Origin of the sequence: Mariniblastus fucicola, from assembly GCF_008087665.1 — a bacterium.
Classification (GTDB): Bacteria; Planctomycetota; Planctomycetia; order Pirellulales; family Pirellulaceae; genus Mariniblastus; species Mariniblastus fucicola.
In genome coordinates, this window is record NZ_CP042912.1 from 6,526,281 (window position 1) to 6,540,970 (window position 14,690).

Genomic DNA, 14,690 nt, shown 5'->3' on the forward strand with positions numbered 1-14,690 from the left:
GAACAGACTGGCCTACTCGCTTTTCGTCAGGTACTGCTTGAGCGTGTTAACCAAATCGTCGGCACTTTCTTGTGCGGCTGTCCGGCCGATTTCAGCAAGCTCGTTCGCTTTCGTGAAATCCTCAAACGGGTACGCAGCACACTTCGGCACGATCACGAAATCGCTCTGAGCAATATGCGTTTTCGAGTGGCCGCGTTGAATGATGTCCAACACTCGCAGCAGCGTACTCATGTAGCCGACTTTGCGAATCAGCGAACCGGCCCGATCCTTCTTCATCTTTCCGAACTCCGGATCCAGCTCCGACCCAACGTCGACCGTCAGAATGAAGTCAGCTCCCTGGTTCCGCAAAACCGTCGCCGGAACGTTGTTCAGGATTCCGCCATCGACCAGCGCCGTTTCGCCTCTCATGATTGGCGATCCAAACAGAGGATGGTTCGCGCTGGCACAAATCGAAGACACCGTATCACCCGTCGTACTGACAATCTGGTTTCCCTCGACCAGATCGACGGCCACCGTGCAAGTCGGAATGATCAGCTGCTCCAGATCGTAGTCGTGCAGATACCGACGCAGTTTGGGATCGATGCGACCGCGACGGAAATCCATGAACAGATACCAACGCTTTCCCGACGGCAATTTTTGCACCCACTTCGGCGGCGTCATCTCCATGTTGATCAGTTCGAGGATGTCAGAAGTCGTCATCGTCGCCGCGTAACCACAGCCGACAATACTTCCGGCGGACGTCCCTGCGATGCGATCGAAGTACAGCCCGTGATCCTCCAGCACCTGAATGACACCTATGTGAGCCAGCCCCCGAGCACCGCCGCCGCCAAGCACCAAGCCTAACGTGACTCCTTGCAGCACGTGTTGCAGTCGGGCGATGTCCTGAACGCGATAGCCGAAGAACTTGCCCTGTCCGTGTCGTTGAATTCGCAGCGTCGGATGAACCAGCTCCAACTGATGCGAAAGCAGCGGAGGTATCTGCTCGGCCCGTTGGTGGACTTCGACAATCTGCAAACGTTTCGCCAGAGCGGGAACTTCGTTGATCGAACGCTGAATCTTTTCCAACTCGGTAGGCTCGTGTTCGTCGCGGTCGACGATCCACCAAATCCGCTCGCACTGCAGCAGTTGCCGCGGCGTGGCTTTGGAGGCTTCGAAGTCGATGATCGTGTGCGAGTGCTGTTCGATCTGCTCCGCCAGACCCGGAATCGTATCGGTTCCGTCAGAGTCGATCTCGTGAGTCGTTACGTTGACCGATTCCCACAGCGCCGGATCGGTGGACCAGGAAATGATCGAAGGGTCGACGCCGCTGAGCGCTTTGGCGACGGCGGCACCAAGTTGAGCGTGCCGCGATCCGCGGCGTACGATGCCCAGAACGCGGATCGCACGCGAGGCTTTTTCGCCGGAAAGCTGGCCTCGCAGCCACACACCGAGCGTTCGGCTGAGGTTGGCAGTGAAGCCGGGAATTGAATTGACCAGTTTCTGAAAGTTTTCATGGTCGAGCCTGGCGACTTCGGTTTCCATGATCGCTGTGGCGGTCGCCGTTCGCGGGCTGCAGTTGAGCATCGACATTTCGCCGAAGTGTTGGCCGGGCCCAAGCGTGTTGAGGATGACCGGGCGTGGTTCGCCGTCCTGTTTGACACTGATTTGAACTCGGCCGCTGACGATGAAGTACATCGACTGGCCTTCTTCGCCTTGCCGGCACATCGTCGCGCCGCTGGCGAATGTTTTGCGCGTCGTTGCGTCGACGATGGCGCGAATCTCTTCGCCTTCAAGCCCGTCAAAGACGTCGAACTTAACGGTTTCCGCGGAAGTAGATGAAAAACTATCCGTCGACATCTGGTCTCATCCCTTTGTCGTTGATGTTGAACTTCGAGCAGCGGAATCGGGTGGCACAGGCTTCCAGCTCGTGGACTCAATGCAATCACAGGCTGGAAGCCTATGCCACCTTCAATCTGGACTACCCTGCCGATTTAAAGTAGCCAAAATTTTCTTCGGCTTCAAAGTATTGCACGTCCATCGGCTCATGATAGTCGCTTTCCAACATGGCTTCTGTTTGCGTCAGGACTTCCTCGGCAAGGCTGCGGTAATCCTGGGCTCCGTTGGACTCGCCCGAATACTGAAAGATCGACTGGCCGTAGCTGGGAGCCTCAGCCAGTCGGATGTTGCGGCGGATTTTCGTGTCGAAGCTGGTGCTGTTGCTCCAGATCGAATTTTCGGTTTGACGTTGCTGCTCAAAGTACAGTTCGACGTCGCTGACGACTTCGTTCGCCAATCGCGTGCCGGTATCGAACATACAGTAGATCACGTTGGACAGCCGAAGTTTTGAATTCAGTCGCCTGGCGACCAGCTCGATCGTGCGGAGAAGTTTGCTCAATCCGTGCAACGCCAGGAAGTGCGGTTGCAGCGGCAGGAAGACTTCGTTCGCGGTCGTGAGTGCGTTGAGCGTCAGCACGCCCAGCGACGGCGGACAATCGAATATCACATAGTCGAATTCTTCGGCGACTTCTTTCATGCGATCGCGGAGAATGATCTCCCGCCCGACGGCTCCGGCCAGTTCCATTTCGGCCGCGGCGAGGTCGATGTGGGAAGGGCTGAGCCACAGGTTGTCTTCGACTTGATGCCGAACTTCGTCCAGCGACACATTGTCGGTTAGCACGTCGTAGGTCGAAAGATATTCTTCCTGCATGCCGAAACCGAGGTGCAAGGACGCGTGGGCCTGCGGGTCGAGATCGATCAGCCAGACCCGTTTGCCGGCGTCGGCCAGAGCGGCGCTAAGATTGACGGCGGTGGTCGTTTTTCCGACTCCGCCTTTCTGGTTGATGATTGCTATCGTGCGCATGTGGAACTCCTTTTCCAGTTAGCCGCGGCGGTTTCTGGCGTGGGAGCGGACTCCTGCCGAAACTTGTTTGGATCATTATAGAACGCGGCGTCGCAATCTACCTACACGAGTTGAACCCGGTTTTTGCGGGGCGAGCGAAGATGGATGGGTTGAGGACACAGGCTTTGGGCCTGTGTTTGGATGAAAGTCTCCGTCTCGGTTCGGTTGCTTGTGGTGAGTATTTAACGCCGCTCGCGCTTGCACCATCGTCCACAGGCTGGAAGCCTATGCCACCTGCTTACTCATACAAATCTTCATCAATCCCCAACTCCTCCAGCGGCGTCGCCAGAGTCCCCGTGTCGGCTTCCAGAGCCCGGCCGTCTTCGTCGACTTCGCCATCGTAAGGCTCGATGTAAACCCGGTTTCCGCGGACCGACACGACCTTCACCGAATCGCCTGGACTGATCGCGAAACCTTCGCTAATCGCATCGTGTTGCTGACCATCGATCACTACGATGCCGCTAGGCAACATCTTCGTCCTGGCAATTCCGACCTGGCCAACCAGTGACTTGGCTGTCGTTTCCGGCACCAGTACATCGATCGTGTCGTTCATCAAGATCGCTTTGCCCAACGGAGTCAGCGGCCAGACTTTCACCAGCAACCAGAACAACAGCGGCATCGCCAGCGACGTGCCCGTCAGCACCGCCAGGCCGAAAAACATGCTGTGTAGAAAGGCAACGATCACGCCGCCGATCAGAAATGAAGCGGCGACAATGCCGAGCACTCCAGCCGAAGGAACGAACATCTCGACGACCACCGTCAGAATGCCGCAGGCGAGCAGGATCAGGGATAAAGTTGCGTAGTCCATTTGTTTTCGTAGTCTCTAAATCTTTCGCACGACAACGCGATTGGCGATGGCTTCTACAACCTCAATCGGATCACCCTTGTCCACCACATCCCCGCGAGTGATCACATCGTACACCCTACCATCGATTCGCGCTTTACCCGATGGCATGATTCGCGTCACCGCTTCGCCTTTTCGACCCTGCAGATGACTCCAGTCGGCAACGGCCTCCCGATCGACGCCGTCAACGCTGGCCTCGCGAGGCACCGGTGGCTCAAGCGCGAGCCGTTTGAACAACGGCGAGTTGGGAAAGACTTTTTGCAGCAGGATTCCACCAACGATGACGCCAAAGAAGGCACCCAGAATCGGCAACATCGACCAGGCAAGCTTTTCGAACTGCTCATCGTTGCTGGGTACGATAAAGTCCTGACCGGCGAGGATCAGCGATGCGATCACCATCAGAATTCCGCCGATCCCGAACACGCCAAAGCCCGGCACCACGAACAGCTCGATGCCGATAAAGATCAGCCCGACCACGAACAGCAGGATCTCAAACCAGTCCGCGTTGCCTTCCAGATGATGGCTCCAGAAGAAAGCCGTCAGTAACAACACGCCGAGAAAGCCAAATCCACCCAGCCCCGGCGCCGAAAGCTCATTCATGAAACAGATAAATGCACCGAACACCAGCATCATCGAAATGACAGGATTGGTCAGGAACACAGCGAACTCTTCCAGCCACAGTTCCGTCGTCGATGGCTCCAGTGATTCCGGCTCTGCTTCGAACTGATATCGTGATTTTACGACGTCCATCGAAGCAGCCACCTGTTCCTGTGCGACGCCGATGTCTTGTGCCAAATCCGCGTCGATGCCTTCGCCAATGTCGACTTTCTCCATGGCCAGCCACTGCGAAGCCTCAAGTTCTGGCAGCTCGTCAAATTCGGCTTTTCCCATCAAGCGAAGCGCGTTGGAGTTGATGTTGCGATACTTCCTGATCGCCATTCGAGGATTCAGAACTCCCATCAACGTCGACCAGTCGCGGTCTGTCTTCTGCGCAACCGAACGAATGGTGATTTCATAGGACTCCAGTTCAGCAGGCGTTGGCGGTGTCCGTTCGCCCGCGCCCAGCTGTCCTTGCGGGCCAAAGATAACATCGTCGCAGGCTAAAGCCGCAACGCCGATCGCACCTTCGCAATTGCCGCTGACCCATGCCACGGTTTTCGCCTTGGAACCCAGGTTCGCCAGGTGCTCGGCCAGTCGCAGAGCCGCACTGTTTGATCCGCCGACGTCTCCGAACTCAAGCACCACCATGTCGGCCTTGCCAAGCAACTTGCGATCGATCGCCCGAGTCAACCACGAGACTTCTCCGCTGTCGAGAGTTGAAGGCAGTTTGTACTGCACCGCGTTGTAGACTCGTCCGGCGTCCGCGGTTGAAGCCAATTGAGTCACCGCGACGTTGAACTGGCGCGCCAAATCGGCTCGGGAAGAAGTTCGGTTTCGAATCAGTCGAAAGTCCTGCATTTGCTGGCTGCTGAGCATCGTCGCTTCGCCAGCGCCGGTGACCAGAGTGAACTCATTGACTTCGCCATCGGCCTGCAATTTCTCCCGCTGAGATTGTGTCGCGAAAATTGTTTGATTGTTTGTCGTGATCCGTTCCAGTTGCTCGCCAGAACCCAACATGCTTTGCACCAACGGCACCGGTAGCGTCAAACGTTTCTCGGCAATCCCCTCGTAGATCTCCTCGACGTACTGCGGCACGGTTTCCAGATCGATGCCCGCGTTTCCGATCGACGCTTGCTCCGCCATCACGATTTCGTTGCAACTAACGGCCGCCAAAACGGCATGCCCGACCAGCGCTGTTGGCGAATCGTTCGCCGGAATCCAGGCGACAGTGCGAATGCTTTTGAGCTCTGGTCCAGAAAGAAACTCAGCCAACGAAATACAGCCGCCAAGGTCGCTGCCCTGCCCTGATGTCATATTCTGTACGTCGAACTCAAGTACCAGCACCGAGCGATCTTCGGCGCGAACCGCGGCTGGCATCTGCGAGGCGACGTCCCGAATTTGTTGCACGATCCGATTCGCTGCTGGTCCGGTCAGCGGAAGATCAACTTTCAGAAGTCGACCGGTTCGATCAGGATCGGTTTCATCTTCCTGAGCGATCAACGGCATCGCCGCAATCGTCAGGACCAGAATGGCGAGCGTGGCTTTGATCAGCATCACGAACGGTGACTGAACGGGCATGACAATGCAACTATTGTTTGACGGTAATTTGGCGTACATCGTTTTCTTTGTCATGATTTTTGGCTCTCTGACGATCATCTAAATCTTAACCCGAAGCGTGAGCGTCGGACGCAACGGAAACAACCGACACCTTGCTCGCGCTTCGGGTTAAAATTGTAGACTTCTGCCGCTGGCCACCTTACAAGAGTACCGAAAATGCAACCAGAGAAAAACAAAACTGGCGTCGATCGTCGCGAAATGATGGCCGCTTCGGTCGCAATGGCTGCCGCAGGCCCCTCGCTGTTGCAGGGTTTGGCGAAAGCGACACTTCCTGTGGCTACGAAACTTTCGGCTAAGGGGAATCCGAATTCGCTCTATCACGGGCACGCTTGGCAAACACTCAATCCGGGTTTCTGGAAAGTCGAAAACGGTGCCCTTCGTCGGCGGATCAAGAACTACGGCGACCGAGCCCGTAAAACCGGTTTTCCGTTTCATGCGGTGACTCACGGTTTTAAATATGAGACCGAATATGATCCGTCTTTGCCGCCATGTGCGATTTACGCACGGCAGTGGAAACTGAAAGACAAATTTTCGATCTCGGCCACGATCACTTTTCAGGGAGATCGGCCAGAACCTGAAGAAGGCGACGATCCCGCCTGGAAGATGTACACCGATGGCTTTGGCCAGTTCGGTTTGGCGCTTGGCGCGAAGAGCATTTACGAAAGCTATACCAAACTGATCAACACGATCCGCTTCGTCTGGTCGGATGACCGGAAGTTGCGTTTGGTCTTCAGTGGCAACAAGCAAAAAGGGCTGTCCAAATCGATCGACACTAAAGATGTGGCTGTCGGCGATACCTGTGAATTCAAAATCGATGTCGAACCGGTGGCTGCGACGGAAAATACAGAGAGCACGTCGAAAATCGTCGCCACGATGACCGTCGGGTCGGAAGCTTACACGATCGAACAAACGGTGCCTTCGAAAATGGCCGCTGGCTACGTCGGCGTGACTTCGCAGGGAATTCTTGATTTCTCGGTCGACGAGTTCAACGTTGACCCGCTAGCCAACAAGCCGCTCGAAATCGGCGTCGCGGATTGTCTCAGCTGCTATCCGTTGGGCGATTCGCTGGCTCAGAATGAAGCGGGCGACTGGACCGTGAAGTTCATCGGCCTGTTTGCCTCCGATGGCGACACAGCGGAACTTCGCATCGCCGATTCGCAGGACCCGGAAGGCGGTTGGCAATCCGTACCCGTCGCTGGTTCGGCCAAAATTGTGACCAACAAATGGCGCAGCAACACGTCCGTTATTTTGGCTTCGCTTCCGGCCAACCCGGCTGAGAAAACGATGTACTACACCGTCTGGAAAGACGGCGTCAACGTGACCGCGGACTCTCGCGTTGGCACCGACGCGTGCGGACCGGGCTCGGGGTTGGTCGGCGACGTCCCGGGCGGCGGCAACTATGTTGGGCGACTTCCACAGCTCAAAGCGCCCTACAAAATGTGCGGGCTCAGCTGCCACGCGATCAATGAAGGACTACAGCAGCGTGTCGATGGCCAATGGAAAATGACCGGTCGACGGGACGACTGGATCATCCGTGATCAGCCAACGGTGGAATCCTACAAGCATCTCGACGACTACGATTTCCAGGTCATGCTCTGGGAAGACGACGTTTGGTACATGGAACTGGTGATGTATCCGCCGAGCACCGACGACGCGTATAACATCGTCGCGCATTCAATCTGCGGGCCGACCAGTCGCTGGCAAATGATGCGGCACTGGAACGTGATCAATCCCGGCGATCACGACTACGGCATGGACGATGTGAAAGGCCCCGAGCAAATTGCGATCCGCAATGTGGAAGGGCTTGGTCAGGACCGCGACTACATGCGTCGCAACTTTCAGATTGTGCATCACCTGACCACCGGTGCCGAAGAAGTCGACCCGACGATCAATCCAAAGAAATGGCGAGCCTGGAAAATGCCGGATCGCGATTTCACTTTGATCGTTTGCGATTCGCGTCTGTGGCGCAGCAGTCAGGACGTTGACATCTGGGACGACGCGGGCTGGGGCAAGTTCAAAAGTCTTTACGACCGCACCGATCCGACGCGTAGTTTGCTGGGTGAGGAACAGTTTGCGTGGCTGCAGGAGCAACTGGCGACGGATTCATCGCCGTTGATTTGCCTGACCGGAATTTCCGGCTTGCACACGATTTGGACAGGAGCCAAGTACGGCAAGACTTCGCCGAGCATGAACCATCCCATGAAGTTTAGCCAACGAGATCGCGTGACGGCCGACTACGCGGGCTGGGTGAAGGCTGGCGCCGATCGCGTGTTGGAGTTGCTGGGCTCGCGTCAGGGAATCGCCACCGTTTATGGCGACGTGCACAACGGTTGCATCATGACGAATCAGGAACATCGCGTCGTGGAATGTAGCTTTGGTCCGATCGGCCGGTCGGGTGGTCGCGGTGTGATTCCGGGATTTGGCCCGAAGATGAAAGACGTCGACGATCGCGATTTGGAGATCCATTCTCTTTACCACGCCAAGTACTCAACGCCGTCGCTTGATCCGCACGAAAAAGGCACGCCGTACTACTGGAACTTTCTGGAGGCCGAATTCGATACGACGAAAGCCGAGCCAACGATTGGTATGCGGATCCGTAACCTTGTCGATCCGCCAAACCAGACTCCTCGGGGCGGCGGCGATCTGGAAGTCACCGTTTCGCAAACCGGTCAGTCGCAGCTGAGCACTATCGCGGCATTCAAAACGCTGCCCAATGCTGACGTTCGTTTCTCGGACGTTTCCGGAAAACCGATTCAGGGCACGCGGTCTTCTGCGGACGGTTCTGTTCGGGCGCAGGCGATGATCGACGTTCCAGCGGGCACGACCGTTATCGCGACGGCATTTGATGGAAAGAAGGTTTCATCGCAGACGAAAACTACGACTTGAGAGGGCAAATTTTCTTAAACCGATCGCCGTAGAGCTACGCCTGTTCATCGACAGGCGTAGCAATCGTCGATATCAGCCGCGTTGACGGCATGAAAATCAATTCGTCAAACAGTGTTTAGCGGCGGCGTGGTGACGCTACTCCGAGCATGCTGAGAGCCGAGAGGATCAACAACGCGTTTGGTTCTGGCACGGATCGCAGTGAACTGAAATCCTGTGTCTGACTCCCGCCGCTGTAAACGTTCGCCGAACCCCAGGTGCTTGAAGTCCCGTCCTCGTAAGGCGCCGTAAGCGCATCGACGGCAAGCCAATCAGCCAATGTCGCACCAGCGCCCGGACCTTCCAGTTTTCCAACTTCGCGACTGTTAACGCCGCCGAGATTTCCGATTCCTTCACCGATTGGACCGTGGACCATATTTCCGACGTCATCGAAAATTGTCATCTGCCAGTCATCGTTCCCGACAGAGAAATTGCCGGCTCCATCGCCAACAACATTCGTGGTCGTCGAAACCAGTCCACCGACGCCGACTTCGTCAAGAGTCGCAACATTGATGTGCCAGTCGCCAGAGCCTGGATCGAATGAAGTATCGGTACCTGTGAATCCTGTCGCAAGTTGACCGCCGCCGTCGTTGGTTTCAGTCAGCGTAATGAGCGTGCCTCGAAGCACGTTGGACCAAATCGTGTCATCGCTGAAGGTGATTGTGCCTGCGCTGGCAGTACCGCCCGGGCCGTCTCCGTCATCTTCAGTCCAGTTGATCGACCAGCCTCGCATATCGACTACGGCTGAACTAGCGCTTCCAACCACGGCCAACTCGAACCAGTTGCCACCATTTCCGACAATACGTCCAAACGTTTCATCTGCTTTATCTGACCCCGTGTCGGCTTCCAAAAACCGATCACTGCCTACGGCGTTGTATTCATTGAGTACCACAAGGTCAGCGTTAACTGTGCTATTTAGCAAAACGACAACGATCGTTGCCACCACAACTCTTGAAATCATTGGCTGAAACTCCATGTTGGAAATTGGAACTTTTGACGTTCCAGTATGCGCCGATGAAGGACGGTTGACGATGCAACCACGGCCGTTTTCAAGTTAAGTTTCGACCACACAAAATTTACATTTTCTTAACATTCTCTCTCTGCTTTCTTAACATTGTCTGGATACATTTCGGCCTCAAATTATGGAATCAAGCCCTACTCATTCACGGACAGATTATGTCGTTGAAGAATACAAACCAAAGACAGGCATTCACGTTAGTTGAACTACTTGTGGTCATTGCGATCATCGGGATTTTGATCGGTATGCTGCTGCCAGCGGTACAATCCGTTCGCGAAGCTGCCCGACGCGTCAACTGCCTCAATAACATGCGTCAACTGGGTTTGGCACTGCACAACTACGAGAGTGCACACATGGCGTTTCCGCCAAGTCGCCTTGCTCCCGACGACCAGCCAATTCCTTCTGCCAACTCCAACCATCCGGGGGCTGAGACTGCGTTTCAAAGCTGGACAACACTGATCCTTCCATTCGTTGAGCAGGGAAATCTCGCCAACCAGTTCGACTTCGATTACGCCTGGTTCGACAGCGTGAACTCCGATAACGCGACCGTCATCGGGCAACAGCTGCAACTATTCCGCTGCCCATCGTCGACTGACGCAGAGGGCGTCGATCCGTATCACTGCGTCGGTGCTGCAGCTGGAGATTACGGCTCGATCAACGAAGTCAAAAAGAAGGTCTATACCGAAGTTTTGAACATCGATGATCCAGGCGAGCAGGCTCGTGAAGGACTGCTGTCCAAATTCAAAGAAAACCCGATTGCACGAGCTTCTGACGGCACAAGCAACACACTTTACGTCGCCGAATGTGCTGGCCAACCGGACGTTTTCATTGCCGGCGGTCGCATGACAATGGACGACTTCGCAAACTACAGCGATGACAAAGTCGTCAACTTCGACGGACGACTTTGTCCCGTTGACGGCACCGGCTGGGCCGATCCGGATTGTGGATTCAGCATCAACGGCGCGACAGCAAACGGTTTGGACAAGTACGGTCCTGTGATGATCAACGCGATCAACGTTAGCGAAGCTTACAGTTTCCACCCTGGTGGTGCCTGTTTCGCGATGGCTGACGGATCAGCTCACTTCATCAGCGACTCGATCGATGCCCAGACTTTCGTGAGCTTGTGCACACGTGCCGGCGGCGAAGTCAACGGAGAGTACTAAGCGATGCAAAATTCAAGATTGCGTTTTACGCTGGTCGCGGCCCTGGCTGTTTGCTTTGGCCCGGCATCGGTTCTGCTTTCTGATGTCGTCGCAAATGAAAACGAGGTTCCGTCAGTCAAGTTTCTTGGCGTCGCGGAAATCGCTGGCGATGCCGTTGACTTGTCCGGGCTGAATCAGACTTTGGTACCAACCGAAGGAACCAGTTCGGATGTTGTTCCGGACGGACGCACGTTTTCGAACAACATGCTGGGAGGAATCTCGGCGATCACGTGGACCGGCGAAGGTGATGTCTACTGGATGTTGCCGGACCGCGGTCCTCTCGATGGCGCCGTTGACTGGTATTGCCGAGTCCAGAAAGTACGCGTGATCGTGGACGCCGAAGGCGATTCGCCTGTTCGAACAGAGCTGATCGAAACGGTTTTGCTTCGTGACAAACGTGGCATGGCTTTCACAGGATATGCTTCCGCGTTTGAACCGTCTGACAATCGAACTCAGCGACTCGATCCGGAAGGCATTCGCGTTGGAGCCAACGGCAACTTTTTTATCTCTGACGAATACGGACCGCGCGTCATTGAGTTTGCTGCTGACGGAAGTTTCGTTCAGGAATTCGAAGTCCCGCAGCGATACCTTGTTGCCAACCCGGACGTATCCAAACCGACTGAAAATCCGAAAAACCATTCTGGCCGCGCGACGAACCGTGGCATGGAAGGGCTGGCGATATCTGCCGATGGCCAACGTCTGTTTGGCCTGATGCAAAGTCCGCTACTTCAGGATGCTCATCGGGCAACCCTGGAAGACAAGCCGAAGGGTCTGAACTGTCGGTTGCCGTCGTTCAACGTCGATGGAGAATTCGGCGAGGAGTTCCTGTACCATCTTGATGCCGAGTCCAACAAACTGAACGAGATTCTGAGCTGTGGTGCAAATCGGTTTGTTGTGATTGAGCGTGATGGCGAAGCGGGTGATGAGGCGAAGTTCAAGAAGCTGATGCTGGTTTCGACAAAGTCTGCATCGGACGTATCCTCCATCGATCAGCTTCCGGCAACGGAGCTTCCGTCTGATGTGACGCCCGTTGCGAAATCCGAGCTGATTGATTTGCTAGACGAACGCTGGGGTCTTTCAGGCGAAAAAATGCCTGAGAAAATCGAAGGATTGGCGTTTGGTCCCAATGTCGACGCTCAGCATCGGTTGCTATTGGTCGCATCGGACAACGATTTTATTCCTGAACAGGCGACCGTCATCTACGCTTTCGCCGTCCCTGTTTCTGCGCTGGAACGCTAAAATGGTCTGATCCGCCCGCGATCCACGACCTTTGGTCAAAGATTGTAAAATTGGGCGTTGCCGACTTGCCTGAGCAACATAAAAATCGCTGTGTTGCCAGGCAGTGTTCTTTCCCGCAGTTCAGGATCCCATGATTCCCCGCTCCAACCGATGTACCCTGTGTGCGCTGTTGGTGGCGAACGTATTGTTCGCTGCCGGATGTGCCGATTCTGTTTCCCCGGCGCCAAAAGAACAGGCGGCCGAAGTCGCTCCTGACCAGTCTCAGAAAAGCCTGCGCCACGAAGACCTGGACGCAATTCTCTGGGTACAGACCTCTGGCGAATACAATGCGATCACGCGTCAGACCTATCGCCTCGCGGAACTGACTCTCAAGGACGCGCTGGCCGATCCGAACTGGACAGCGTCCCTGGAACAACAATCACTGGTCGACAGTGGCGAAGTGAAACTCGCGGATCTCAAGCCCGCGGTGATTCTCGACGTGGACGAAACGGTGCTCAACAATTCCAGATTTCAGGTCGGCCTGATTGAGTCGGAAACGGAATACACCCGCGACGGTTGGAAGGCTTTTGTCACCAGGAAAGAGTCGACTGCGGTCGCGGGAGCCGTCGATTTTGTCAACGCGTGTCGAGACGCTGGCGTGAAAGTCATCTTTCTCACCAATCGGGAACACGAAGTCGAAGGCTCGACGGTCGAAAATCTTGTCTCCGTCGGTCTGATGAAAGAAGCCGATCCTGACGCGGTTTTCAGCAAGTACGAAAAAGAAGACTGGAAGTCAGACAAAATTACGCGGCGCACCGAACTGGCGAGCAAGTATCGTTTGCTGTTGCTCGTGGGCGACGACTTGCACGATTTCGCTTCGACCGGACACCATCCATCGTCTGAAAAACGCCGTGAGATGGTTGACTCGCATCCTCAGCGCTGGGGTCAGAAATGGATCGTGCTTCCGAACCCCAACTACGGCGGTTGGGAGCAGTCGTTGCAAGACTGGAACAATCTTTCCAGCCCCGAGACAAAGCTGGAACAAAAACGAAGCCATCTGCAGAACTGATTCAGTTCCTCGCAATCACGCAAACTTGCAATCCGGAAGTCCGGGAAAGACCATGACAATGAAGACAGAAACACTGGGCGTAGGCGGCAAGACGATTGAACAGGCGCTCGATGAGTTGTCGGACATGACGTCTGGCGTTCCGCCGATTGCGACCGAAGAATTTGAACAGCGGCTGGAAAATCTTCAGGCGCTGATGCAGGAAAAGAACGTCGGCGCGGTTTACCTTCACGCCGGCACGAACCTGTACTATTTCACCGGTTTGAAGTGGAATCCGAGCGAGCGGATGGTCGCGGCGATCGTTCCGGCCGAAGGAGAAATCTGCTACATCGCGCCGAAGTTCGAGCTCGATACGCTGCGTGACTACTGGAAACTGCCGGCTGAAATTCTGGCATGGGAGGAACACGAAAGCCCCTACGCTCTGCTTGGCCGTGCTCTCAATTCGATGAACGTCGCTGACAAAGAACTGTTGCTCGACGAAGCCACACCGTACTTTATCGTCGACGGGATCCAGTCGGCAAATCCGGATTTGAAAATTGGCCACGCCCAACCGCTGACTGAAGCGCTTCGCAGTCGAAAGTCAGAAGCAGAGATCAATCTGATTCGACGCGCTCACGAAATGACGCTGACCGTTCACGCTGCGGCGGCTTCCATCCTCCGGCCCGGCATTACGACACCGGAAGTCGTGGACTTCATCGATAAAGCTCACCGCAAAGTTGGTGCGGCGGCGGGTTCGTATTTCTGCATCGTGCTGTTCGATGTCGGAACGTCCTTTCCGCACGGAGTCAAAGACGCCCAGACGCTTCGCGAGAACGATTGGGTGCTGATCGACACCGGATGTTTGCTCGACGGTTACAACTCGGACATCACGCGAAGTTTCTGCTTTGGCGAACCGACGGAAGCTCATCGCGCCGCCTGGGAAGTTGAAAAAGCGGCTCAGATCGCGGCCTTCGATGCCGCGAAAGTTGGCGAGCCTTGCGAAGTCTGTGACAACGCCGCGCGAGCGTCACTTGAAAGCTCTGGCTATGGTCCGGACTATAAACTTCCCGGTTTGCCTCACCGAACGGGTCATGGTTGTGGGTTGGGCATTCACGAAGGCCCGTATCTGGTCCGCGGTGAGAAGACGCCGCTGGATGTTGGCATGGTCTTCAGCAGCGAGCCAATGTTGGTCATCCCCGATCAGTTCGGCATTCGACTGGAGGATCATTTTTACATGACCGAATCCGGTCCGGAGTGGTTTACTGAGCCTTCGCATTCGATCGACGATCCGTTTGGAATCAACGCGTGATCATACGTGGCACGGAGGTCTCCACCGTGTTGTTTTT

At 55.5% G+C, this 14,690-nt stretch carries 10 protein-coding genes; 5 read left to right on the forward strand and 5 right to left on the reverse strand.

Annotated features, from left to right (window positions below; genetic code table 11):
- Positions 1–12: 12 nt before the first annotated feature.
- From MFFC18_RS24510 to MFFC18_RS24525, 4 genes are all read right to left on the reverse strand, one after another.
- The gene (locus MFFC18_RS24510; protein ID WP_075085803.1) at positions 13–1,836 is read right to left on the reverse strand and encodes a patatin-like phospholipase family protein; all 1,824 of its coding nucleotides are present in this window, start codon (positions 1,834–1,836) and stop codon (positions 13–15) included.
- 121 nt (positions 1,837–1,957) lie between these two features.
- On the reverse strand, positions 1,958–2,839 hold the full coding sequence (locus tag MFFC18_RS24515; protein WP_075085802.1) for a ParA family protein: 882 nt from the start codon (positions 2,837–2,839) through the stop codon (positions 1,958–1,960).
- Positions 2,840–3,116: 277 nt separating this feature from the next.
- Positions 3,117–3,686 (reverse strand): NfeD family protein, encoded by a 570-nt coding sequence (locus MFFC18_RS24520; RefSeq protein WP_075085801.1) that lies wholly within the window; start codon positions 3,684–3,686, stop codon positions 3,117–3,119.
- A 15-nt stretch (positions 3,687–3,701) separates the two neighbouring features.
- Positions 3,702–5,954, reverse strand: a complete 2,253-nt coding sequence (locus tag MFFC18_RS24525; RefSeq protein ID WP_157665215.1) for an NfeD family protein — start codon at positions 5,952–5,954, stop codon at positions 3,702–3,704.
- Positions 5,955–6,095: 141 nt separating this feature from the next.
- Here MFFC18_RS24525 and MFFC18_RS24530 point away from each other — a divergent pair, with 141 nt between their 5' ends.
- On the forward strand, positions 6,096–8,825 hold the full coding sequence (locus tag MFFC18_RS24530) for a hypothetical protein (RefSeq protein WP_075085799.1): 2,730 nt from the start codon (positions 6,096–6,098) through the stop codon (positions 8,823–8,825).
- A 115-nt stretch (positions 8,826–8,940) separates the two neighbouring features.
- On the opposite strand, the gene MFFC18_RS24535 is transcribed toward MFFC18_RS24530, so the two are convergent.
- Positions 8,941–9,822, reverse strand: coding sequence for a hypothetical protein (locus MFFC18_RS24535; RefSeq protein WP_148619107.1), 882 nt, complete (start codon positions 9,820–9,822; stop codon positions 8,941–8,943).
- Between the two features lie 215 nt (positions 9,823–10,037).
- Between MFFC18_RS24535 and MFFC18_RS24540 the strand changes: the two genes are divergently transcribed.
- The 4 genes from MFFC18_RS24540 (at position 10,038) to MFFC18_RS24555 (ending at position 14,653) form a co-directional block, all read left to right on the forward strand.
- The gene (locus MFFC18_RS24540; RefSeq protein WP_075085797.1) at positions 10,038–11,042 is read left to right on the forward strand and encodes a DUF1559 family PulG-like putative transporter; all 1,005 of its coding nucleotides are present in this window, start codon (positions 10,038–10,040) and stop codon (positions 11,040–11,042) included.
- Positions 11,043–11,045: 3 nt separating this feature from the next.
- A complete protein-coding gene (locus MFFC18_RS24545; RefSeq protein ID WP_084417320.1) occupies positions 11,046–12,320 on the forward strand; it encodes an esterase-like activity of phytase family protein in 1,275 nt (424 codons plus the stop codon).
- Positions 12,321–12,450: 130 nt separating this feature from the next.
- Positions 12,451–13,368 carry a 5'-nucleotidase, lipoprotein e(P4) family gene (locus tag MFFC18_RS24550; protein ID WP_084417319.1) on the forward strand — a complete coding sequence of 306 codons (918 nt, stop codon included), beginning with the start codon at positions 12,451–12,453 and terminating at the stop codon, positions 13,366–13,368.
- Between the two features lie 58 nt (positions 13,369–13,426).
- Positions 13,427–14,653: a M24 family metallopeptidase gene (locus MFFC18_RS24555; protein WP_075085794.1), complete on the forward strand. Its 1,227-nt coding sequence runs from the start codon at positions 13,427–13,429 to the stop codon at positions 14,651–14,653.
- The last annotated feature ends 37 nt before the right edge of the window (positions 14,654–14,690 follow it).